Source organism: Sinomonas sp. P10A9, assembly GCF_041022165.1.
GTDB lineage: Bacteria > Actinomycetota > Actinomycetes > Actinomycetales > Micrococcaceae > Sinomonas > Sinomonas puerhi.
Genome location: NZ_CP163302.1, coordinates 3,183,888 through 3,206,089 on the forward strand (window position 1 = coordinate 3,183,888; position 22,202 = coordinate 3,206,089).

The following is a 22,202-nucleotide window of genomic DNA, read 5'->3' on the forward strand; positions in this document are numbered from 1 at the left end:
GACATGGCGTGCGCGAGGGTGTGGCGCACGACGACGCCCGCTCGCCTCAGTGCCCGAACGACGTCCACGGGTGGGTCGCCCCATACCGCCTGAGCCACAGGGCCAGCCCCGCGCACACGACGTAGCCGCCGCCCACGGTGAGCCACCCGACGTCGTACGCGCCGGTCGCATCCGCGAGGACGCCCATCAGGAGCGGCCCGAGCGCAAACCCCGTGTACATGCCCGCCGCGAGGACCCCGGAGGCAACACCGATGCGGTCCGGCGGGACCACCACGAGCGTGGCCGCATTCATGATGACGTTGGCGCCCAGCACCGTTGCGCCGTGGAGCGCCACCCCGATCCACACGAGCCACGGCTGGTGCCACGCGCCCGCACCGAGCAGGCACAGCACCCCGACCACCGCGCCGAGCGCGAGCGCGAACAGGAGCACCGACGGCCGGGCGCCCTGCGCCATGCGGCGGCCCCAGATGATGCGCGAGGAGACACCCACGATCCCCGAGACGCCGGCCGCGGCGCCCGCGAGGACGAGTGGGAAGTCGAGGACCCGCACCGAGTAGAGCGGCAGGTACACGTTCGTGGCCTGCATCCCAAGGCCAGAGAAGAACGCGAACGCGGCGAAGAGCCACACCGAGAACGGCAGCGGGCCGCCGGAACCGTGGGCCGCAGCGGTGCGGGGCTTGGCGGGCTCGGCCGGCACCTGGGTGAACCCATAGGCGAGGAGCCCGAGCGCGACGACCGCGGCGAGGCCGAACGCGCCCTGCCAGCCGAGCCACAGGGCCACGGCCGGGAAGAACAGGCCGGAGAACAGCTGGCTCGCCTGCACGCCCGACTGCTTGATCCCTATCCACCCTGGACGCTTGTGCGGGGGCACCTGGGTGACGATTACGCGGTTCGTGGTGGGATTCGAGATCGACTGGGCCGGGCCGGCGAGGATGACGGCGATGAGGAGCACCCAGAACGCGTGGGCGAGGGCCGCGATGAGGAGCGCGACGACGGTTCCACCGAAGATGAGGACGAGCTGCGTGCGGATGCCCACGCGGTCGCTGAGTCGTCCCAGGGAGAAGCTGCTCACAGCCGCGGAGGCGAACACGGCTCCCGCGAGCAGGCCGAACTGGGACTGGCTGATTCCCAGGCTCGCGATGATGAGCGGGCTCACCGCGCTGAGGCCGTAGTTCAGCAACGGGCCGACGCCCATCGCCGCGACGAGGATGACGAGCAGGCCGCGGTGCGGCGTGGGGGTCTTGGTGGGCATGCTCGGGGTCATGCGCGCGGAGCGGCCGGGGCGTCCGGGGCGCTGGTTTCCGCGGCGGCGATGGCCTCGTCATAGCGGTCGAGGGCGATTTGGGCGATGACCGGCGCGGGGAGCAGCGGCGCCGTGACGGCGTCGGCCCCGGCCACGGCGAGCTGGTCGTGGAAGTAGCCCGGCGCGAGGAGGTAGGAGGCGACGACGACGCGCACGGCGTCGTCCGCTCCGTCCGTCTCCCCCAGCCCGCGGTCGGTGAGGGTCCGAGCCTCCTCGGCGCGGAACTCGGCGACGGCCTCGGGGACGGTCGGGACGGCGCTCGCGCCGTAGCCGGGGAGGATGCGGTTGGGGATCCGGTGGCGGAGCATGTCGGCGAGGCGTTCGACGTCGTGCGCCGCCTGCGGGTTCGACGAGCCAGCCGCGGCAAGCACCACGGCGTCCTCGGCCCCGAGCCCCGCCTCCCCGAGGCGGTCGGCCAGGAGGTCCGCGAGGCGCTCATCGGGGCCGAGCGGGCCCGCCGCGAGCGTGCCGGGCCGCAAGGCGGCGGCGCGGGCGATGTCCACCCTGACGTGGTAGCCGACGCTCAGCAGGAGGGGCACGACGACAGCACGCGCGTCAGCGGGCAGGCCCGCCACCACATCGGGCAGCTCGGGGCCATGGACGTCGACGTAGGCGTCCAGGACGGTCAGGCCCGGTCTGGCCGCACGGATCTGGTCCACGACGCCGAGGATCGCGGCCTTTCCCTCCGGATTGTTGGTTCCGTGGGCGCACGCGACGAGGATCTCCGGGCTCATGAGGCGAGCGTACCCGGCGCCTCTGGCGGCGGGAGAACCAGGGCCAGGCGCGCGGCTAGGATGAATCCCATGAACGAGATGTTCCTGGAGCGATTCCGCGCGCTTGTCCCCAAGTACCTCGAGGATCCCTGGCAGCCCGAGGACGGCATCTCGGATCAGGAGCTCGACGCCGCCCTCGAGGAGCACGCGTTCACGATCCCCCAGGCGCTGCGCGAGTTCTACCTCGCGCTCGGCGGTTCGGAGCTCATGGAGGCCTACCACTTCTTCTGGGACCCCGAGGAACTCGAGATCGACGACGAGGGTTTCCTCATGTTCCTCGAGGACGAAGAGGAGCAGTTCACGTGGGGCTTCCGTTCCGGAGACCTCCGCGTTCCGGACCCGATCGTGTACCGCAAGAACAACGCCCGCGGCGAGTGGGTGTCCGAGGACGGCACGTTCTCCGAGTTCACGTTCGACATGTTCGAGTGGGTCTTCAGCGAGGACGACGAGGCGGACGAAGAGGGCTGAGTCGCCCCGGCGAATCTGATTTACCACTATCACTGGACAATTTACAGATCTGTCATATGCTTGTGAATGGGTTCACTTCTTAGCCTCCAGTGAATCCGGGTGCGAACGGAAAGCGGCCCCGAGACTCGTCAGCCGAGCCTCGGGGCCGGCCCCGTTAATGGGACCGTTGAGGGGTCGCTTCCCCATTGAGGGGTCACTTCCCCGACGAGGGGTCATATCCCGGGCGGCGCTGCCACCCTGTGGAGGACATTTCCCATCCGCGAGATCACGCGGGACGCCTCCCAGGCTGTGGATAACTCTGAACAGGGTCCGAGATTTCGTGTCACGATGCGGGCATGGCAACGCCCACCGCTCTCGACCTCATGCTCGCCCATCCGTTCACCTCCGCCGAGGCCCGTCGGCTCGGCCTCGATTACGCCGACCTCGTCAAACAGGAAGTCACGCGCGTCAGCCGTGGAATCTATGTGCCGCGTGTCGGCGTGCCGACTCTGGCGGATCGGGCGCGCGCCACCCTCGCCGTGACGCAGGGGGCCTGGGCATCCCACCGGACGTCGACCGCCCTCAACGGTCTCTGGCTGCCCGACCCGTCATCGGACCATTCCCTCCTCCATTTGAGCAAACCGTCGCACCTTCCGCGGGTGCGGCGGGAGGGCGTCGTCGGCCATCGGGTCACCGCGCACCCCGGGGAAGTCATCGAACTCGAGCCGGGCATTATGGCCAGTTCACCCGCCCGATCATGGCTGGATCTGGGGCAGGAATTGGGTCCGGTGTCACTGGTTGCGCTCGGAGATCAGCTGATCCGCAAGCCGCGACCACAATTCGAAGGCAGATCCGAGTCCTACGCCACCATTGCGCAGCTGACGGAAATGATTCGACTCCACCCGAAGATGAAGGGCGTCGCCAAATGCCGGGCCGCACTCGCGGACATGCGTGTTGGCGCCGATTCCATCCCGGAGACACTGCTCCGCCTCTGCCTCCTCGCCTACGGTTTCCCGGAGCCCGAACTTCAGATCGTCCTGCGCCCGTCGGACGCGTTCTCCCCGAGCGCCGACTTGGGCTATTTAGCCCTGAAGATCGCCATCCAGTACGACGGCGCGCATCACCTCGCCGACCAACAGCGCCTCCGCGATGCTCGCCGCGACGCAGCCTTCCGCGAAGCGGGCTGGACTGTCATCATCGTGACCGCGGCCGATCGCGAGGACGACTTCGGTCGTGTCCGCCACAAGCTCCGGTCGGCGCTTCGATCGCGAGCGGCGTAGGCACAGGGCCTTTCAACCGGGAAATGACCCCTCACGGGGGAAATGACCCCTCAACCCGGTCTCGGGCGGTCAGGCCTGGCGCTCTACCACCGCGTCGGCGAAGGCGGCAAGGGACTCCTTGACCACGCCCTCGGGCAGCGGTTCCAGAGCGGCCTTGGCCGCGTCGGCCCACTCGCGCGCCACGGCCCACGACTGATCGGTCACGGGATGCGCCGAGATCGCCGCGACGGCGGCGGCCAGCGCGTCGTCACCCGAAAGGTCCGCGTCCACGAGGGCGAGGACCCGCCGGGCGGAGGCATCGCCGTCGGCCGCGGCACGGCGCAGCAGGAGGACCGGGAGCGTCGGGACGCCCTCGCGCAGGTCGGTCCCGGCGATCTTGCCGGAGGTGACCTTGCCGCCGGTCACGTCGATGACGTCGTCGGCAAGCTGGAACGCGACGCCGACCTTCTCGCCGTAGTCCACGAGCACGTCTTCGAACTCGGCGGGGGCGCCGGAGAAGATCACACCGAACTGCCCGGAGGCCGCGATGAGGGAGCCCGTCTTGTCTGACAGCACGGAAATGTAGTGCTGGAGCGGGTCTTCGCCCTCGCTCGGGCCCACGGTCTCGTGGAGCTGGCCGAGGCAGAGCCGCTCGAACGTGCGGGCCTGGATGGCCAGGGCCCGGCCGCCGAGGTCGGAGACGAGGATCGAGGCCCGGGCGAAGATCAGGTCGCCTGCGAGGATCGCCACCGTGTTGCCCCACACCTCGTGGGCGGTCGGTGCGCCGCGGCGGTAGGGCGCGGAGTCCATCACGTCGTCGTGGTAGAGGGTCGCGAGGTGAGTGAGCTCGACGACGGCGGCAGCCTGGAGCACCGCGGCCCTGTCAGGATCCCCGAGGTGCGAGGCCAGGATGGTCAGCAGCGGGCGGATGCGCTTGCCGCCGGCCTCCATGAGGTGCCGGCTCGTCGCGTCCGCGAGCGGGTCCGAGTTGGAGATCGCCTCACGGAGCACACGCTCGACGCGCGCCATGCTCGTGGTGATCGCAGGGCCAAGCTCGGCGTCCTCGGCGATGGCAATGAAGCCGGCCGGGAGCTGCATGCCGACGGCGATCGCCGTGGTGGTCGGAGGGGGCTCGGCGGACTCGGGGCGGCCGTGCCCCGCGTGCGTCCAGCGGCTCTCTGCAGATTCAGTCACGGTCTCAAGCCTAGCTTTCTCGGGCGCTCTACCGGCGCGGTGGGGGAATCGGTGTTGGACGTGGCGGGCACGAGCGACTCGAGGATGCGGATCGCGGCGTCCGGAAGACTCGTGCCGGGGCGGTCCGTGAGGTTGGCGAGGAGCCGCACCACGAGGCGCATGAGAGGGGGCACGGGCATGCCCGTCGCGAGCGCGGCCCGCATGACGGCCGGGTGCCCGATGAGAGAGGCGAAAGCGCGGCCCAGCGTGAAGTGGCTCCCCCACTCCCGCCGCACGCGGTCGGCATAGGCATTCAGGCGACGGTCGACGTCGGCGGCATCGGGCCGCGTCCGGCCCGCCGCGCGCTGGGCTGCTGCGGCGTCCACGAGGTACTGGGCCGCGAACCTGGCCGACTCCATGGCGTAGGAGATGCCCTCGCCGTTGAACGGGCTGACCATTCCGCCGGCGTCGCCGAGGAGGGCCATGCCGGGGACCGTGTGCGGGGTGCGGTTGAAGCCCATAGGGAGCGCCGCGCCGCGGATGGGCCCGACCTGGTTGGCCTCGGTGAAGCCCCACCCCTCCGGCATCGCGGCCGTCCACTCGCGCAGCACCTGGCGGTAGTCGAGCCTGCCGAACTCCTTGGAGGAATTCAGGATGCCCAGACCCACGTTGCACGTGCCGTCGCCCACGCCGAACACCCAGCCGTACCCGGGCAGCGGCTTGCCGTCCGCACCGGGGAGCTCGAGCCAGCCCTCCATCCAGTCATCCTCGTGGCGGGGGCTCGTGAAGTAGGTGCGGTAGGCCACCCCGAGCGGGCGGTCATCGCGCTTGGCGAGGCCGCGGGACACGGCCGCGCGGGTCGAGTTGCCGTCGGCGGCGAGCACGAAGTCGGCGTGGAACTCCCGAGTCTCCCCGGTCTTCTTGCCGGCCTCGTCCACGAGGTGCGCCCGGGCACCCACCACGCGGCCGCCGTCGTCCGTGATCACCTCGGTGACCGAATGCCCCTCGAGGATCTGCGCGCCCGCCGCACGCGCGTGCTCAGCGAGGGCCTCGTCGAAGCCGAGCCGCGTGCGCACGAGGCCGTAGTCCGGGAAGTCGTCCAGGTCCGGCCACGGCAGCTCGAGGCTGCGGCCGCCCGCGATGAGCCGCAGGCCGCGGTTGCGGCGCCAGCCGTCCTCGGGCGCGTGCGGGAGGCCGAGGAGCTGGACCTCGCGGACGGCTCGGGGCGTGAGCCCGTCCCCGCAGACCTTCTCGCGGGGGAAGCGGGTCTTCTCGAGGACCGTGACGGGCACGCCGGAGCGCGCGAGGTAGTGGGCTGCGGTCGAGCCGGCGGGGCCGGCTCCGATGACGAGGACTTCCATACCGGACGTGGGCTGGCCGTCAGTACCCCGCCGTGCGGCGGGCACGGCGGAGCTTGGCAGGCAGCATTCCGCCCGGGGCGTGGGAAGGATCGTGTGCAGCGGGCTTGTGGGCCCGGTGCACGGCGACGATCCCGCCGGAGAGGTTGCGGTAGGTGACGTCGCCCCAGCCTGCGTCGGCGAGCCACGCGGCGAGGTTGTCCTGGTCCGGCCACGCGCGGATCGACTCGGCGAGGTACACATAGGCGTCCGGGTTCGAGGACGCACGGCGGGCCACCTCGGGGAGCGCGCGCATGAGGTACTCGATGTACATGGTGCGCCAGAGCGGGTTGGTCGGCGTCGAGAACTCCGCGATGACGATGCGCCCGCCCGGCTTTGCCACGCGCAGCATCTCGCTCAGGGCCTTCTTCGGGTCGTTGACGTTGCGCAGGCCGAAGCTGATCGTGACGGCGTCGAAGGAGTTGTCCGCGAAGGGCAGGTTCGTCGCGTCCCCGGCGATGAAGTCGATGTCGGGACGGCGGCGCTTGCCCACACGCAGCATGCCTAGGGAGAAGTCGCACGCGACGACGTCCACACCCGCGTCGGCGTAGGGCTCGGACGAGGTTCCCGTCCCGGCGGCGAGGTCGAGGACGCGCTGTCCCGGGGCGGCGTCGACCGCGTCCAGCACGATCTTGCGCCACCGGCGCGTCTGGCCGAGCGAGAGGAGGTCATTCATGACGTCGTATCGGGGCGCCACCTCGTCGAACATGGTGGCGACCTCGTCGGGCCGCTTCTGGAGGGTTGCCCTCTTGCCTGCGCTGCTCACCCGCACCATTCTGCCAAACTTCAGAACCGCAGAAGGACCTTCGGCGCACCGAGCCGCGTCCTCCGCTGCGCGGAAGGCACCAGCCACCTCCTTGGCCGCAGAATTACCCACCAGCGACGGCCCGACGTCGGGGCCCGGGCCTGCACGGCATGCCCGGATGGCGTCCTGCCGTCTCCCGCGGCGCGCAAGCAGCGCACGCCGTCGGCCACGTGTCCCGACCGCGTACTCTTGATCCATCATGAAGCATCCCTTGCGCGCCCTCACGATCGATCTGGGCACGGTCGATCAGGGCACCGACGGTCTGGGCACCGCAGATCTGGGCACATGCCTCACCGCACCGGACGCGTACTGCTGGATTCGTCGCGGCGAGGGGCAGGTCGGATTCGGCGAGGCGGCCCGCTTCAGCGTCACCGGGCCTGAACGGTTCATCGAGGCCGAGGCGTGGTGGAAGCAGGTCACCCTCGACGCCTGCATCACCGATCCCGTGCAGCATCCCGGCACAGGCCTCCTCGCGTTCGGCAGCTTCGCGTTCTCCAAGACATCGCGCTACCTGTCGCGGCTCATCGTGCCGGAGCTCGTGATCGGCATCCGTGATGGCCGCGGATGGGCCACGCTCGTGACCAACGACGGCCGCGAGCCCAGCGAACCCGAGGTGCGGGCCGCCGTCGTGCGCGTGCTCGCGTCCCGCACCGGCGCGGCGGGCCAGCTTTCCGGAGGCACGACGGCGCACGCGGGCTCCGCGGGCGACGGCGCGGTCCGCGGGGGCGCCGGACCTGAGACGGCTGCGGCCGGCCAGGGGTTCCCCGAGACGACCGTGCACGGGCCAGTCACGCTCGGCCCCGGCGCGCTCGGCGAGCAGCGGTGGATGGACGCGGTCTCCGCCGGGGTCGCGAGAATCTCTGCGGGCGATCTCGAGAAGCTCGTGCTGGCGCGGGACATCGTCGTCACGCACGGAGCTCCCATTGAGCGGCACGAGGTGCTGCGGCGGCTCGGATCGGCGTACTGGGACACGTGGGTGTATGGCGTCGACGGGCTGGTCGGCGCGACTCCGGAGATGCTCATCCAGGTCGAGGGTCGGACGGCGCAGGCCCGCGTGCTCGCGGGCACGCTCGACCGGCGCGAGGCCAACGGCAAGGGCGAGAACTACGCCGAACGCGTCCTGGCTGGCTCGCCCAAGCAGCGGCACGAGCACGAGATCGCGATCCAGTCGCTCACCTCGGCCCTCGAACCGTTCTCGGAGGCCATGAACGCCCACGACGAGCCGTTCATCCTCGAGCTGCCCAACGTGTTCCACCTCGCCTCGGACGTCAAGGCGGAGCTCGCCGACGTCGAGGGGCATGTGCCGACCTCTCTCGCGCTCGTCAATGCGCTGCATCCCACCGCGGCCGTGTGCGGCACGCCGACCTCGGTCGCGGGGGCGCTGATCCGGGAGCTCGAGGCCATGGACCGCGGGCCGTATGCGGGGCCCGTGGGCTGGCTCGACGCCGCCGGGAACGGAGAATGGGGCATCGCGCTGCGCGGCGGGGTCATCGAGTCGCCGACGGCGATGCGGCTGTACGCCGGGTGCGGGATCGTCGAGGGTTCCCAGCCCGCGGTGGAGCTCGCCGAGACGTGGGCCAAGTTCCGCCCGATGCTCGAGGCCCTCGGCATCGAGCGCTAGCGCCAGAGACCCCGCAACCCGACGCCCCACAACCCGACGCCAGAGACCCCACAACGGATCAGTTCCGTTGCGGGGTCTCTGGCGAGCCGTTGCGGGGTCTCTGGTCTTAGAGGACCTTGCTCAGGAACGCCTGGGTCCGCTCGTGCTGCGGATTGGCGATGACGTCGCGGGGGTTGCCCGACTCGACGACGACGCCGCCGTCCATGAAGGTCAGGGTGTCCCCGACCTCTCGGGCGAACCCGATCTCGTGCGTCACGACGATCATGGTCATACCAGACTTCGCGAGGTCCTTCATGACGTTGAGCACATCGCCGACGAGCTCGGGATCCAGGGCCGAGGTGGGCTCGTCGAAGAGCATGAGCTCGGGATCCATCGCCAGGGCCCGGGCGATCGCCACACGCTGCTGCTGGCCGCCGGAGAGCTGGGCCGGGTAGTGCCCGGCCCGCTCTGACAGACCGACCCGGTCGAGGAGCTCGAGGCCCCGCTTGCGGGCGGCAGCCCGGTCCTGGCCCTTGACCTGGATCGGGGCCTCGATGACGTTCTCGAGGGCGGTCTTGTGGCCGAACAGATTGAAGCGCTGGAACACCATGCCGATGTTGCGTCGCTGGCGGGCGATGTCCTTGACCGTGAGCTCGTGGAGCTTGCCGCCGTGCTCGCGGTAGCCGATGAGCTCGCCGTCGACCGCAATCCGGCCGGCGCTGATCGTCTCGAGGTGGTTGATGCAGCGCAGGAGGGTGGACTTGCCGGACCCGGAGGGTCCGATGAGCACCGCCACCTCGCCGGACTTGACGCTCATGTCGATCCCGCGCAGCACGTGGTGCTGGCCGAAGTACTTGTGCACGCCCTCGATCCGGACGAGTTCCCTGGCCCCGGGACGGAGGCGTTTTGTGTTCTCGGGAGCTGGTGCGCTCATCGTCCGCTCTCCTCGATGTCCTTGCCGGCCACGGTCGGGCCGCCGGGCATGGTCTGCGATGCGGGACCCAAGCCTGCCCCGGCGGCCTTGGCCGCCGCCGCGTTGACCGGGGCCTGGGCGAGGTTGTCCACGCCCTTGCCGTAGTACTTCTCGATGTAGTGCTGGCCCACCATGAGAACGCTCGTGACCAGCAGGTACCAGAAGGCCGCAACGATGAGCAGTGGAATCGGCAGGTACGTGCGGTTGGCCAGGGTGTTCGAGACGAACGTCAGGTCCAGGGTGAACGGCACGGCCAGGACGAGGGAGGTCGTCTTGAGCATGCCGATCGTCTCGTTACCCGTCGGCGGCACGATGATGCGCATGGCCTGGGGAAGGATGATGCGCCACATGATCTTGCCGTTGCGCATCCCGAGGGCCTCGGCGGCCTCCATCTGGCCCTTGTCCACGGACTTCAGGCCGGCACGGAAGATCTCCGCCAGGTACGCGGACTCGTTGAGGCCCAAGCCCAGCACGGCCGCCCAGAACGCGTTCAGCAGGTCCTGCGTCGTGAAGGCGAACAGCTCTGGGCCGAACGGCACCCCAACGCTCAGCTTCGGGTAGAGCACCGAGACCAGGCCCCAGAAGATCAGCTGGGTGTACACCGGGGTGCCGCGGAAGAACCACACCCAGAACCAGGCAGACCAGCGGAAGATCGGGTTGTCCGACTGCCGCATGAACGCCAGAAGGATCGCCAGCACGATCGCAATCACCATCGACAGGACCGTCAGGAGCAGCGTCCAGCCCACGCCCCGGATGATGTTCACATCCAGGACGTACAGCGCGAACGTGTCCCAGTGGAAGTTCGGGTTCGTCGCAAGGCTCTGGACGGTCAGGGCCACGAGGATCAGGATGACGGCAGCGCCGACCCACCGCCACGGGTGGCGCACCGGGACAGCCTTGAGCAGCTCCGGCGCGCCGCCCTTCACGGCCTCAGGGGTTTCCATCCGATGTGTAGTCATGGTGGTCACGAGGAAACAGACGGGTTGACTTCAGACTTCGTGACGGCGCCGTCGGAGTTGTTCCACCCGTCGAGGATCTTCTTGTAGCTGCCGTCGGCGATGAGCTTGGTCATCGTCTTCTGGATCAGGTCGGCCAGCGCGGTGTCGCCCTTGGCAACGGCAATGCCCTCAGGCGCGACCTCAGTGGTCTCGCCGACCTTCTCGAGCGAGCCGTTCGTCTGCTGGATGGCGTAGGCGACCACGGGCGAGTCTGCGGACATCGCGTCAATGGCGCCGTTGACGAGACGGGTGTTGAGGTCCGTCTGCTTATCGAGGGTCACGATGTTGATCGCCGTCTTGCCGCCGGCCGTGCACTTGTCACTGAGGGCCTTGACCTCGTCGGCCTCGGTGGTTCCGGTCTGGACGCCGATGGACTTCCCGCACACGTCATCGGTCGAGAACTTCTTCGGGTTGCCCTTCTGGACGGCCCACGAGACGCCGGCGTTGAAGTAGCTCACGAAGTTGACCGCCTGAAGACGCTCCTTCGTGATCGTGAAGGAGCTGATGCCGAGGTCGTACTTCGGGCCGAGCGCCGGGAGGATGCCGGTGAACTCCGCAGTCTGGACGTCGGCCTTGAGGCCCAGCGTCGCGGCGATCGCCTTGGCGATGTCCACGTCGTAGCCCATCGCGGTGTGGTTGTCCGCACCGCCCAGGAACTCCGCCGGGGCATACGTCGTGTCGGAGCCGATCACGAGGGTGCCCTTGGACTTGATCGCGGCAGGGACCTGCGAAGCGAGCGAGTCGTCCTTGGCCACGCTGCTCGGGTCGAACGAGGCCGCCGCGGAGGACGTGCCTGAGGGCTTAGCGCCGCCGGTCTCGGAGGCGTTCGTGCAGGCGGTGAGTGCCAGAGCGCCGACAGCGAGGACGGTTGCGCCCTTGGCCGCGAGCTTCGCGGAGAAAGTCATATCTCTGCCTTTACTTGTGAGGTATATGTCAAGAGTGCTAGTGCGACGTCCAATCCTACCCCTGCCACCGGCCGGATGAGATGTGCATCACAGGCAACTTCTGTTTCACTATTGGACAACATGCAGGCGAGGGAATCAAGCCCCGAAGGCCGGCGTGCCGTCCGGGATGACAGACGATGCCCCACACCTCCCACCAGACCCACCAGATGCAGGGTCACCTCCCTGCGATGCGGGGTCACCTTTCTAAAGCAGAGAACGCCCGTCCTAGACACGTGCCCCCGCAACATTGAGAAGTGACTCCGCAAGGTTGACACCTGACCCCGCAACGCCGAGAGGTGACCCCTCATCAGGAGGTGACGCCCACGGCGTCTGCCACCGCCGCGCGGATCCGGGCGTGCAATCCGCGCAGCCCGGTTCTGTCCACTCGCGCCTCGACGATCTCGCGCCCCGCCCGCCGGGGAGCCGACAGCGCGGCCGCGGCCTCCGCCGTCGTGCGCACGATCGTGTGCCGTATCCCGTACGCCGCGGCGAGCGCGCGGAGGTCGGCACGGTGGGGCGTGCCGAAGAGCCGTTCGACGGCGGCCGCCGCGCCCGGCCGGCCGGGCTCGCCGCCCACCCGTCCGTGTTCGAGGATGCCGAAGATCGCCCCGCCGGCGTCGTTGAGCACGACGACGCGCAGGTCGGGCTCCGCTTCCCCCTCGCCGAGGAGCAGCCCGCCGGCGTCGTGCAGGAGCGTGACGTCGCCGAGGAACACCGTGGTCTCGACGCGGCGGCCGAGCCAGAGTCCGGTGGCCGTGGACACCGTCCCGTCGATGCCGGCGAGGCCGCGGTTGGCGAACACGCGCGCCCAGGGCAGGGTGGGCGGGGCCGCGGCGAGGTCGGCGTCCCGGATCCCGTTGGAGGAACCGAGCATGAGCTGGCCCCTCGCACTCTGCCACACGAGCTGGGCCAGGCGCGGGCCGCTGAGCGCGGCGCCCGGGGCGCCGATGACGCGGTCCACCGCTTCCTGGGCCGCGGCACCGGCAAGCAGCCACGCGTCCAGCCAGCCCTCGGCGCCGCGGCCCGCGAAGTCGGAGAGGACGTCGAGGTCTGCCACGAGGCGTTCGCGGCGGCGCCCCTCACGGAACCACGCCGCCGGGCGCGGGTGGTACAGGGCGGTCTGGACGCCCTCACGCGCCAGGAGCGCGGTGACCGGGCGGGAGAGCGTGGGCCGGCCGAACAGCACGACCCGCTCGATCACGTCCCCGGGCGACCCGTCCAGCAGGAGCCGGTAGGGGCCGACGGCGTGCCCGCCGAAGCGGGCGTTGGAGCTGGGCTCGGCCAGGAGTGGAAGGCCATGCGCCGCGGCGAACGCCTCAGCGATCGGCCCGGCGGCGTGGCCCGCGAGGACCACCGTGCGCCGCGGCTCAAGCCCGCTGAGCGCCGCCACGGGCGGACGCCGGTACGCGTATTCCTGGACGGGCGGAGGGTCCCATCCGCCCAGCGGTGGCTCCCATCCGTCCTCGGGAACGAGCGGCTCGCGGAAGCACAGGTTGAGCTGGGCCGGTCCGGCGGGGACGCCCTCGAGCACCCCTGTCGCCGCGGAGACCGCCGTCCGGACGGAGGCCGACGGCGACGCGCCGGCCTCGACCGTCACGGCGAACCGCACGTGCTCGCCGAAGAGGTCGAACTGCTCCGTGGTCTGGTTGGCGCCGGTTCCGTGGAGTTCCTCGGGCCGGTCGGCGGAGAGCACGATGAGGGGGACCTCGGCATGGTTGGCCTCCATGACGGCGGGCAGGAGGTTCCCGACGGCCGAGCCGCTCGTGGTGACGACCGCCGTCGGCCGTCCCGAGGAGAGGGCCGCACCGAGAGCAGTGAAGCCGCCCGCACGCTCGTCGATCCGCACGACAAGCTCCAGATGGCCCCTCCCCTCGGCCTCTGCGAGCGCGTACGCGAGGGGTGCGCTCCGGGAGCCCGGGCACACAACAACACAGCGGACGCCGCCCGCGAGCAGTTCGGAGACTGCTTCGCGGGCGGCGTCGAGAGAACTGAGGGGACTCACCTCCCCATCGTAGGGACTTGCGGCCCTTCCGAGCCGCGCAGCACGACGATCCGGCGCGCTCCTTGGTCTGTCGGATGCTGCTGGCAGACTGGTCCCATGACGCCGAGCGCAGGGCAGAGCCGAACCCGATCCGACCAGCCGACGCCCACCACCGCCGAGCACCGCCGCCTCTCAGAGTCGCCCGGCGACACCGATCCGTGGCGCCTCTGGGGCCCGTACCTGGCGGCCCGGCAATGGGGCACCGTCCGTGAGGACTACTCCCCCGACGGCGATGCGTGGGACTACTTCCCGTTCGACCACGCCCATCGCCGCGCGTACCGGTGGGGCGAGGACGGCATTGCTGGGCTCTGCGACCGGTTCGGGTTCCTCAACCTCGGCGTGGCCCTCTGGAACGGGCGGGACGACCGCCTCAAGGAACGCTGGTTCGGCCTCACCAACGGCCAGGGCAACCACGGCGAGGACGTCAAGGAGCACTGGTGGCACCTCGACGCAACCCCCACCCACTCGTGGGCGAAGACGCTCTACCGCTATCCGCAGGCCGCCTACCCGTACGAGGATCTCGTGCGCACCAACGGCTCGCTGCCCCGCACGGCCCAGGAGTACGAGCTCGCCGACACGGGCGTCCTGGCCGAGGACCGCTTCTTCGACGTCGAGACGGTGCACGCGAAGGCCTCCCCCGATGACATCTGCGTGACCATCACCGCGACCAACCGCGGCCCGGACCCCGCGCCCCTGGACCTCATCGCCCAACTGTGGTTCCGCAACACCTGGGGATGGGGCCGGGACACGCGGGTCCCGGCCCTCCGGAGGCTGCGCGCCCCGGAGCTCTCGCCACCGTCGGTCGTGGCCCTCGAGGCGACGCACGGATTCCTCGGCCGCTACCTCCTCGCCGCCGACGGTTCCGGACCCCTCGGCGCACCTGAGGCCCTCTTCTGCGACAACGAGAGCAACAGCGCGGCACTCTTCGATGGCGGCGAGAACCGCTCGCCGCACCCGAAAGACGCCGTGGACGCCGCCGTCGTACGCGGCGACCGTTCCCTGCTCAACCCGGCCGAAACCGGGACCAAGGCCGCGCTGCGGTGGCATGCGGACGCCGTCGCGCCCGGGGCGAGCGTGACCGTGCGCCTGCGGCTCACCGGTGAGATCCTGCCCGCGGACCCGTTCGGCCAGGGGTTCGACGACGTCCTCGCCGACCGCGAGCGCGAGGCGGACGAGTTCTACGCGACCGTGATCCCGGCCCCAGCCAGTGCTGGGGGCACGGGCAGTGCTGGGGCCCCGAGCAGGCTCGCAGGACCCGAGAGCCGCGAAAGCACGACGGCGGGCGACGCCTTCGTGGCCCGGCGCGCCTTCGCGGGGCTCCTGTGGGGCAAACAGCACTACCGCTACTCGGTGCGCGAGTGGCTCGAGGGCGATCCGGCATTCCCTCCGCCGCCGGACGGGCGCCGTGGGCCATCGGGCCGGAACACGGGCTGGCGGAACCTGGCGCTCGCCGACGTCATCAGCATGCCGGACGAATGGGAGTACCCGTGGTTCGCCTCGTGGGACCTCGCGTTCCACTGCGTCGCGCTCGCGCACGTCGACCCGGAGTTCGCCAAGAACCAGCTCGTGCTGCTGTGCCGCGAGTGGGCCATGCACCCGGATGGGCAGCTTCCGGCCTACGAATGGGCGTTCGGGGATGTGAACCCGCCCGTGCACGCGTGGGCCGCGTGGCAGGTGTACCTCCTCGACGGCGCGCGGGACACGGACTTCCTCATGCGCGTCTTCGCGAAGCTGCTCCTGAACTTCTCGTGGTGGGTCAACCGGAAGGACGCGGATGGCTCCAACCTGTTCGAGGGCGGCTTCCTCGGCATGGACAACATCGGCCTGTTCGACCGATCGAAGGATCTCCCGGCGGGCCACCGGCTCGAGCAGTCGGACGCGACGAGCTGGATGGCGTTCTCGTGCCTGACCATGATGCGGATCGCGCTCGAGCTGGCCCGCGAGGACCGGGTCTGGGACGATCTGGCGACCAAGTTCCTCGAGCATTTCCTCGCCATCGCAGAGGCCATGGAGGCATTCGGCAGCTCGGAGGTGTCCCTGTGGGACGAGGCCGACGGCTTCTTCTACGACGTGCTCCTCGGCGAGGACGGCTCCCAGCAGCGACTCCCGGTGCGCTCGATGGTCGGGCTCCTCCCGCTCCTCGCAGTGGCGGTCGCGCCGGAAGCAATGACGTCCGCCCTGCCCGACTACGCGCAGAGCCTCCATTGGCTCCAGCGGCACCGGCCCGACGCGACGGACGCCCTCATCCGCAGCGGCGACGGCGGGACCACGCTCGCGATCCTGCACGGAGAAAGGCTCGACCGCGTCCTGACGCGGCTGTTCGACGAGCAGGAGTTCCTCTCGCCCTTCGGCCTCCGATCGCTCTCCGCGGCCTACCGGGAGCCGTTCACGGTCGACGTCGCGGGGACACCGATGTCCATCGCCTACCTTCCGGGCGAATCGGACTCGGGTCTCTTCGGCGGGAACTCGAACTGGCGCGGACCCGTGTGGTTCCCCGTCAATGTTCTTGTCGCGGACGCCCTGGCCGTGTATGCCCAGGGCGTCGGGCAGGGCCTCGAGGTCGAGTTCCCCACCGGCTCGGGCACGAGGATCCCGCTTGCCGCGGCCGCGCGCGACATTGAGGACCGCCTGATCCGGCTGTTCCGGCCGGGCGGCGGAGACCCCAGCAACAGTGGTGCGGACACCGGCCGGAGGCCCAGCACCCCGCGCGCCCACCCCGCAGGCCCGCTCTGGGACGCCCACCCGACCTTCAGCGAGTACTTCCACGGCGACACCGGCGCGGGCCTCGGCGCGTCCCACCAGACCGGCTGGACGGCCCTCGTGGCCCATCTCATCTGCCGCCGCTGACCCGGCCCGGGACCCGGACGCCTCCCGAATCCGTCAGTGGGTGACCCCCAGAGGGCGACCCTCAGATGGCGGGGCGGGCAGCGGCGAGGACGGCGTGGCAGCGGCGGATGCGCTCGAGCCACCACTCACGCCGCTCGGCCGGCGCCGCGAAGCGCGCGAGAAGCTCGGGGTCCGGGGTGGCCCGCTCCATGAGACGGTCCGCCGAGATGAAGCCGCCGTCCGGCACCAGAGGCGAGCGCACGACGTCGTGCGCGAGGAGCGCCCCCGTGCCGAGCCCGCACGCGTGCGGCAGCGACGGAAGCGCCGCCGCGAGCGCGACGCCCGCGGCGAGGCCCACCGACGTGTCCAGCGCCGAGCTCACGACGGCGGGCAGCCCCGCCTCGCGCACGATCTCCAGGGCCCGACGCACCCCGCCGAGGGGCGCGGCCTTGACGATGATGAGGTCGGCGGCGCGGGCGCGGGCCACGCGGAGCGGGTCCTCGGCCTTGCGCACGGCCTCGTCGGCGGCGATCCGCACGGGCGTCCCGCGGGCCTCGAGCAGCGCACGCACCTCGGCGAGCCCATTGATCCCGGGCACGGGCTGTTCGGCATACTCGAGGCCGAACTCCCCGAGGAGGGTGAGCGCCTCGACGGCCTCGGCGACCGTCCAGCCGGCGTTGGCGTCGACGCGCAGGTCGGCCTCGGGAAGGGCCTCGCGCACGGCGGCGACCCGTGCGACGTCGTCGGCAAGGGACTGCCCGCGCTCGGCGACCTTCACCTTCACGGCGTCGACTGGGCCGAAGGCCGCGAGCACGTCCCGCACCTGCCCCGCAGGGACTGCGGGTACCGTGGCGTTGACCGGAACCCGCTCCCGGACTGGAGCTGGGAACCCCTCCCACGCGGCCTCGATGCCGGAGGCGAGCCAGCGGGAGGCCTCGGCGTCGTCGTACTCGAGGAATGGCGCGAACTCGCCCCACCCTGCCGGGCCCCGCAGGAGCAGCGCCTCGCGCTCGGTCACGCCTCTGAACTTCACGCGCATCGGCAGCCGGACGACGGCGGCACCGGCCTCAAGCTCCGAAAGGTCGGGCAATGTGGGGGGCCAGACAGCGCTCATGCGCCCACTGTAAGCACGGCGCCGGCCAGGACGGCCCACGAGGCAAGGCCTGCGAGCGCGATGACAGTGGCGAACGCGAAGAGCCACACGGCCGAGGGAACCCCGGTCCTGCGGGACAGGATGTAGGCGTCCGAGCTGCCGAGCTCCCGGCGACGCGACGTGTGCACCGAGACGACGTTCCACCAGTCGCGCGCGGCGCCGACCACGAGCGCGAGTCCGACCGCGAGGGTCAGGTGACCCTGGACATCCGGCGGGACCGCCACGACGATCACGGCGACGGCGAGGATGGCTCCGGAGAGGATGAACACCCCGGCCATGTTCCTGATGAACAGGAACACGAGGACGAGGAGCACCATCGAGACCGACAGCGCTGCCCGCCCGAACCCTGCCGCGGACGCCCAGACGAGCACCGCCCCCACCACGGCGGGCGACGGGTACCCCCAGAAGCCGAACCACACTGCCCGGCCTCGGCCCACACCGTGGGTCGTGCCGCCCTGGTCCAGGCGCAGCGTGATGCCCGTGACGCGCATTCCGGTCGCGAGCCCCGCGAACGCGTGCCCCAGCTCATGGACGATGGTCACGAACCGGCCGAAGAACTGCCACAGGACCGGGACCACGCACAGCGCGGCCGCCGCACCGAGAAGGAGCGCGAGCTCCGTGGGCGGCACCACGAGGGGATCCGTGCGGGCGAACCCCTGCACGAACCCGTTGACGAACTCCTGCCACCAGTCTTGGATCACGGTTCCCGAGGGTATCGGAGGCGGCTGTGAGGCGCGGCATCGGGGCGAGAGGCGCGGGCGCACAGCCAACCGCACACGTGTCAGGTACACTGCGGCCATGACCCGTAAGGCCACAGCACTCGACGTCGCGCACCGCGCGGGCGTGTCCCGCAGCGCCGTCTCGCTCGTGCTCAACGGGCGGGGGGATGGCAACGTCGCGAAGGAGGCCCAAGAGCGCATCCTCGCGGCGGCCGCGGAGCTGAGCTACACGCCCAATGCGATCGCGCGGAGCCTGCGCGACCGGCGCTCCCGCGTCATCGGACTCGTCTCCGACGAGGCTGTCACGAGCCCGTTCGACGGCGAGATCATCGCCGGCGCGGACGCGCTCGCCCGCAGCCACGGCTTCGTGACCCTCGCCACCGACACCGAGCAGGACGCGGGCCGCGACCTCGACGCCGTCCGCACGCTCCTGGACCGCCAGGTCGACGGGCTCATCTACGTCACGGTGGGCCTCCACGAGCTGCATGTGCCCCGTGGCATGCTCAGCGTCCCCTCGGCGCTCGCGAACTGCTACGCCGCCCCGGACTCCCCGGCGGGCGCGGCGGGCCTGCCGTCGATCCAGCCCGACGAGGTGCGGGGCGGGCACGACGCCGCCGCGCACCTCATCCGCCTCGGCCACCGTCGCATCGCCTTCCTCGGGGGCCTGTACTCCTCGCCCGCGGTCGCACTCCGCGAGGCCGGGTTCCGCGCCGCGATGGCCGAGGCGAGTCTCCCCGTGCGCGAGGAGTGGGTCATCGAGGCGGGCTGGGACTTCGCGCCGGGGCACCATGCCGCCACGGCACTGCTCTCGGCGCCTCCCGAGGAGCGTCCCACCGCGCTCCTGGCGGGCAACGACCGCGCGGCGGTCGGCATGGTGCTCGCCGCCGCGCGCCTCGGGCTCGAGGTCCCCCGCGACGTCTCCATCATGGGCTACGACAACGAACGGCGTGTCGCCGAGGTCATGGTGCCTCCGCTCAGCACTGTCGCACTCCCCCTCCGGACCATCGGCGAGGAGGCCATGCGGGCCGTCCTCGCGGCCCTCGACGCCGGGGGTCCACTGCCGCCACGCACGACGGCGGGCGGCGGCTCGGGCACGTCGCCTGCGGAGCCGCTGCTGGTCCCCTGCACGCTCGTGGCGCGCGAGTCGACCGGTCCAGCGGCAACGTAGGACCGGTGCTGGCACCGAAGCGGCACGGCGCAGGACGCGCCTCTCACCCCACCTCCCCGGAACGTTGAGCGGCCTCCTCTTCCCCGTCCGCGGGGGCCGCACACGGGCAACCCTGCATGTTACGAACACACCGTGTCGGCTCGCTAACGAGGTGGCACCGCATGTCGGTGGCGCAGATGACCTCCGGCCTGCGGTAACTGTTTACCTGAAGCCTCGCGACTTGCGGGGCAGGTGGGGCTGCAATGGTCGGTGGCCCAAACCGAACGAGATGGGCTTCTGATCGCAGGCCGCAAAAGGTAAGGCGCAGTCCGTGGAAAAAAGAACCACACGTGGATACATATTCATCGGTACCGCTATTCGCTATCTCATGGATACCGGGGCTGGCGCTCCGATTTTTGGCAAAGGCAGAATTGCATTCAACGTTCGCGAACTTGACGTCTTTTTGACCGTGTACGAGTTCCACGTATCCGCTCGTCTATTCAGGCGTATCACCACAATGGTCGATGATTGGGAGCAGCAGGCTGGCTTGCCGAACAGTAGCCATTGGCAGTTGGGCGACCTCGTTGAAGCCGACGACCCGACCGAACCAGGAACTGAGGCTCTAGCTTTGGCTCCCGCAGTCTCCGAGAGGAAGATGTCGACCGACAACTCACCGCTGATGAGGCGGCGGAGCTCGTTCAGGCTGCCGGGATGGTTCGGGAGGCGCTCCTTGCCGAGGCGGAGGGGACGGTCAACTACGTCGCCTCGGACAAGAGGTATACGGTTCGCAAGCTCACGGAGGAGTTCACTAGCCTCATGGCTCACGGGGTCTATGACGCGCTTCCTGAGATTGCGCAGCGAGATTTCAGGGAGGCAGGCAAGTGCATCGCCTACGAGTTGCCCACATCTGCCGCCTTCCACCTGATGCGCGGGACAGAAGCAGTGCTGAGGCACTATTACGAGCAGAAGGTGAGGAGAAGCAGGATCGGGGAACCTCGAATGTGGGGCCCTATTACTAACCACTTGAAGGACAAGAAGACGCCTTCAGGGTTAATCGAGGCTCTGGACAACATCCGGAGGAACTATCGGAATCCCACTCAGCATCCTGATAAGATCTACGACTTGGATGAAGCTCAAGACTTGCTCTCGCTCAGCCTCGATGTGACAAACCGGATGATGCGTGACCTCTTGGTGCAATGAGCAGGCGTGTTGTCTAGCCGAGAGCGTGAGGGTGTGAGTCCTACTTCCCGGGCACCGCGAGGCGCCAGGCCCTCAAGGCGACGCCGGGGCCGAGGTCGAGCCAGTACGTCTCCTCGCCACGGGGATACGCGCGCAGGGTCGTCGGGACGCCGCCAGCCCGGTAGACCTCGATGATCGAGGCGTCGAGGAGCACGCGCACCTCGTCGCCCGCCGCGAGCTCGCCCTCCCAGACGAGCTGTTCGCCGAGCGGGTCCCCGGCCGCACCGAGCACGAGGCGCACAGCTCCCGAGCCGGTGAGCACCGCCTCGGCCTGATCCGGCAGCGGCAGGTGCGTGCCGCCGTCGTGCACGGAGCCCGTGACCGGCGCGATTTCCGCGGCTCGCAGCGCGGCGAGCTCGGACGCGGGGCGCACCTCGACGGCATCGCCGCGCACGGCCAGCTCCCGCGGGAAAGTGAGCGCGCCGGACCAGCCGACGGCGTCGCAGTCCTCCTGGCTCCGGCCCCGGACCCCGGCCGGCGCGGCCTCCTTGGCCCACCCCCACACGAGGACCCGCTTGGGCGCGCCTGCCGAGGCAGGGACCTGGACGGCCTGCGGCGCGTAGAACGAACTTCCCAGGTCCGTGAGGCCGGTGGCCCGGTGGGAGAACACGGGCAGCCCAGTGGCGGGGTCCTGCGCGAGCGATCCCACGAGGTGCCCCACACCGGTGAGCTGGTCGTCGCGCCACAGCGAGACCACGGCCGCCCAGGAGTCCCCCGAGTGGACGAGCTGCGGGCACTCCCAGATGTTCGCCTCGGGCAGTCCGGCCGCCACGGGGTCCTCCGACGTGAGCCACACGCCGTGGTATTCCCACGCGGACAGGTCGTCGGCGCCGTACAGAAGCAGAGCAGCGTGCCCGGAGTCGAGGCCGGCGCCCTGGAGGGCCCACCGACGCCCGGCGAATTCGAAAACGAACGGGTCGCGGACCGCGACGACGCGCGGGTCGGCGGGCATCCCGGCGGCCACGGTACCGTCTTGCGTCCATGCCTCGAGGTCTACCGAGCCGCGGGCGAGCACCACCTGCGAGCGACCGGAACCGTCCACAACACCCGAATACACAGCCGTCGGCACGCCGGCGTCGTGGGTGACGACGCCGGTCCAGCACCCGTAGGCGTCCGGCCCGCCCTCCTGCGGCGCGAGCGCCACAGGGTGGGCGTCCCAGCACACGAGGTCGGCCGAGCTCATGTGGCCCCAGTGGATGCGGTGGTGGCGCGCCGACTCGGGGTTGTACTGGAAGAACACGTGCCAGCGCCCGTCGGCGAAGGCGACGCCGTTGGGGTCGTTGACCCAGCCCTGGTCGGGACGCGGGTGGAGGCGGGGGAAGGAGCGGTCCGGGTGCGCTGCCGACGCCGCCATGGAAGCTTGGACCGGCGCGACAGTAACGGGTGCGGGGTGCACGGAGGTCAT

The 22,202-nt window shown here is 70.4% G+C and carries 18 protein-coding genes; 6 read left to right on the forward strand and 12 right to left on the reverse strand.

What is annotated here, in order from left to right; translation table 11 throughout:
• Positions 1-46: 46 nt before the first annotated feature.
• On the reverse strand, positions 47-1,252 hold the full coding sequence (locus tag AB5L97_RS14620; protein ID WP_369045189.1) for an MFS transporter: 1,206 nt from the start codon (positions 1,250-1,252) through the stop codon (positions 47-49).
• An 8-nt stretch (positions 1,253-1,260) separates the two neighbouring features.
• Positions 1,261-2,037, reverse strand: a complete 777-nt coding sequence (locus tag AB5L97_RS14625; RefSeq protein WP_369045190.1) for a sirohydrochlorin chelatase — start codon at positions 2,035-2,037, stop codon at positions 1,261-1,263.
• Positions 2,038-2,106: 69 nt separating this feature from the next.
• Between AB5L97_RS14625 and AB5L97_RS14630 the strand changes: the two genes are divergently transcribed.
• Positions 2,107-2,544: a hypothetical protein gene (locus AB5L97_RS14630; RefSeq protein ID WP_307955517.1), complete on the forward strand. Its 438-nt coding sequence runs from the start codon at positions 2,107-2,109 to the stop codon at positions 2,542-2,544.
• A gap of 335 nt (positions 2,545-2,879) precedes the next feature.
• Positions 2,880-3,803, forward strand: coding sequence for an endonuclease domain-containing protein (locus AB5L97_RS14635; RefSeq protein WP_369045191.1), 924 nt, complete (start codon positions 2,880-2,882; stop codon positions 3,801-3,803).
• A gap of 69 nt (positions 3,804-3,872) precedes the next feature.
• Here AB5L97_RS14635 and AB5L97_RS14640 read toward each other — a convergent pair whose 3' ends face one another.
• From AB5L97_RS14640 to AB5L97_RS14650, 3 genes are read right to left on the reverse strand one after another with little or no spacing between them, the layout of a single operon-like run.
• A complete protein-coding gene (locus tag AB5L97_RS14640) occupies positions 3,873-4,976 on the reverse strand; it encodes a polyprenyl synthetase family protein (protein ID WP_369045192.1) in 1,104 nt (367 codons plus the stop codon).
• A complete protein-coding gene (locus AB5L97_RS14645) occupies positions 4,973-6,316 on the reverse strand; it encodes a geranylgeranyl reductase family protein (RefSeq protein ID WP_369045193.1) in 1,344 nt (447 codons plus the stop codon). Before AB5L97_RS14645 ends, AB5L97_RS14640 begins: the two co-directional genes overlap by 4 nt.
• Positions 6,317-6,335: 19 nt before the next feature.
• Positions 6,336-7,118, reverse strand: a complete 783-nt coding sequence (locus AB5L97_RS14650; RefSeq protein WP_369045194.1) for a demethylmenaquinone methyltransferase — start codon at positions 7,116-7,118, stop codon at positions 6,336-6,338.
• A gap of 238 nt (positions 7,119-7,356) precedes the next feature.
• Here AB5L97_RS14650 and AB5L97_RS14655 point away from each other — a divergent pair, with 238 nt between their 5' ends.
• Entirely contained in the window at positions 7,357-8,778 is a 1,422-nt protein-coding gene (locus AB5L97_RS14655; RefSeq protein ID WP_369045195.1) for an isochorismate synthase, read from the forward strand.
• 106 nt (positions 8,779-8,884) lie between these two features.
• Here AB5L97_RS14655 and AB5L97_RS14660 read toward each other — a convergent pair whose 3' ends face one another.
• The 4 genes from AB5L97_RS14660 to menD form a co-directional block, all read right to left on the reverse strand.
• On the reverse strand, positions 8,885-9,691 hold the full coding sequence (locus AB5L97_RS14660) for an amino acid ABC transporter ATP-binding protein (protein ID WP_307955512.1): 807 nt from the start codon (positions 9,689-9,691) through the stop codon (positions 8,885-8,887).
• On the reverse strand, positions 9,688-10,674 hold the full coding sequence (locus AB5L97_RS14665; RefSeq protein ID WP_307955511.1) for an amino acid ABC transporter permease: 987 nt from the start codon (positions 10,672-10,674) through the stop codon (positions 9,688-9,690). Before AB5L97_RS14665 ends, AB5L97_RS14660 begins: the two co-directional genes overlap by 4 nt.
• A 20-nt stretch (positions 10,675-10,694) precedes the next feature.
• Positions 10,695-11,633 carry an ABC transporter substrate-binding protein gene (locus AB5L97_RS14670; protein WP_307955510.1) on the reverse strand — a complete coding sequence of 313 codons (939 nt, stop codon included), beginning with the start codon at positions 11,631-11,633 and terminating at the stop codon, positions 10,695-10,697.
• A gap of 346 nt (positions 11,634-11,979) precedes the next feature.
• On the reverse strand, positions 11,980-13,674 hold the full coding sequence (menD, locus tag AB5L97_RS14675; RefSeq protein WP_369045196.1) for a 2-succinyl-5-enolpyruvyl-6-hydroxy-3-cyclohexene-1-carboxylic-acid synthase: 1,695 nt from the start codon (positions 13,672-13,674) through the stop codon (positions 11,980-11,982).
• Positions 13,675-13,770: 96 nt separating this feature from the next.
• Here menD and AB5L97_RS14680 point away from each other — a divergent pair, with 96 nt between their 5' ends.
• Entirely contained in the window at positions 13,771-16,560 is a 2,790-nt protein-coding gene (locus AB5L97_RS14680) for an MGH1-like glycoside hydrolase domain-containing protein (protein ID WP_369045198.1), read from the forward strand.
• 61 nt (positions 16,561-16,621) lie between these two features.
• Here AB5L97_RS14680 and AB5L97_RS14685 read toward each other — a convergent pair whose 3' ends face one another.
• Positions 16,622-17,653, reverse strand: a complete 1,032-nt coding sequence (locus AB5L97_RS14685; protein WP_369045199.1) for an o-succinylbenzoate synthase — start codon at positions 17,651-17,653, stop codon at positions 16,622-16,624.
• Positions 17,650-18,393, reverse strand: coding sequence for a M50 family metallopeptidase (locus AB5L97_RS14690; RefSeq protein WP_369045200.1), 744 nt, complete (start codon positions 18,391-18,393; stop codon positions 17,650-17,652). The genes AB5L97_RS14685 and AB5L97_RS14690 overlap by 4 nt, the downstream gene beginning before the upstream one ends.
• A gap of 97 nt (positions 18,394-18,490) precedes the next feature.
• On the opposite strand from AB5L97_RS14690, the gene AB5L97_RS14695 reads away from it, so the two are divergent.
• Both AB5L97_RS14695 and AB5L97_RS14700 read left to right on the forward strand, forming a co-directional pair.
• A complete protein-coding gene (locus AB5L97_RS14695) occupies positions 18,491-19,579 on the forward strand; it encodes a LacI family DNA-binding transcriptional regulator (RefSeq protein ID WP_369045201.1) in 1,089 nt (362 codons plus the stop codon).
• Positions 19,580-20,269: 690 nt separating this feature from the next.
• The gene (locus AB5L97_RS14700; RefSeq protein ID WP_369045202.1) at positions 20,270-20,758 is read left to right on the forward strand and encodes a hypothetical protein; all 489 of its coding nucleotides are present in this window, start codon (positions 20,270-20,272) and stop codon (positions 20,756-20,758) included.
• A 40-nt stretch (positions 20,759-20,798) separates the two neighbouring features.
• On the opposite strand, the gene AB5L97_RS14705 is transcribed toward AB5L97_RS14700, so the two are convergent.
• On the reverse strand, positions 20,799-22,202 hold the full coding sequence (locus tag AB5L97_RS14705) for a glycoside hydrolase family 32 protein (protein ID WP_369045203.1): 1,404 nt from the start codon (positions 22,200-22,202) through the stop codon (positions 20,799-20,801).

What these genes read in the sequence shown, in the direction of transcription:
- AB5L97_RS14620 (WP_369045189.1), bottom strand. Translation starts at nt 1,252, where the DNA reads ATGCCCACCAAGACCCCCACGCCGCACCGCGGCCTGCTCGTCATCCTC.
- AB5L97_RS14625 (WP_369045190.1), bottom strand. Translation starts at nt 2,037, where the DNA reads ATGAGCCCGGAGATCCTCGTCGCGTGCGCCCACGGAACCAACAATCCG.
- AB5L97_RS14630 (WP_307955517.1), top strand. Translation starts at nt 2,107, where the DNA reads ATGAACGAGATGTTCCTGGAGCGATTCCGCGCGCTTGTCCCCAAGTAC.
- AB5L97_RS14635 (WP_369045191.1), top strand. Translation starts at nt 2,880, where the DNA reads ATGGCAACGCCCACCGCTCTCGACCTCATGCTCGCCCATCCGTTCACC.
- AB5L97_RS14645 (WP_369045193.1), bottom strand. Translation starts at nt 6,316, where the DNA reads ATGGAAGTCCTCGTCATCGGAGCCGGCCCCGCCGGCTCGACCGCAGCC.
- AB5L97_RS14655 (WP_369045195.1), top strand. Translation starts at nt 7,357, where the DNA reads ATGAAGCATCCCTTGCGCGCCCTCACGATCGATCTGGGCACGGTCGAT.
- AB5L97_RS14660 (WP_307955512.1), bottom strand. Translation starts at nt 9,691, where the DNA reads ATGAGCGCACCAGCTCCCGAGAACACAAAACGCCTCCGTCCCGGGGCC.
- AB5L97_RS14665 (WP_307955511.1), bottom strand. Translation starts at nt 10,674, where the DNA reads ATGGAAACCCCTGAGGCCGTGAAGGGCGGCGCGCCGGAGCTGCTCAAG.
- AB5L97_RS14670 (WP_307955510.1), bottom strand. Translation starts at nt 11,633, where the DNA reads ATGACTTTCTCCGCGAAGCTCGCGGCCAAGGGCGCAACCGTCCTCGCT.
- AB5L97_RS14680 (WP_369045198.1), top strand. Translation starts at nt 13,771, where the DNA reads ATGACGCCGAGCGCAGGGCAGAGCCGAACCCGATCCGACCAGCCGACG.
- AB5L97_RS14685 (WP_369045199.1), bottom strand. Translation starts at nt 17,653, where the DNA reads ATGAGCGCTGTCTGGCCCCCCACATTGCCCGACCTTTCGGAGCTTGAG.
- AB5L97_RS14695 (WP_369045201.1), top strand. Translation starts at nt 18,491, where the DNA reads ATGACCCGTAAGGCCACAGCACTCGACGTCGCGCACCGCGCGGGCGTG.
- AB5L97_RS14700 (WP_369045202.1), top strand. Translation starts at nt 20,270, where the DNA reads ATGGTTCGGGAGGCGCTCCTTGCCGAGGCGGAGGGGACGGTCAACTAC.
- AB5L97_RS14705 (WP_369045203.1), bottom strand. Translation starts at nt 22,202, where the DNA reads ATGACCTCCGTGCACCCCGCACCCGTTACTGTCGCGCCGGTCCAAGCT.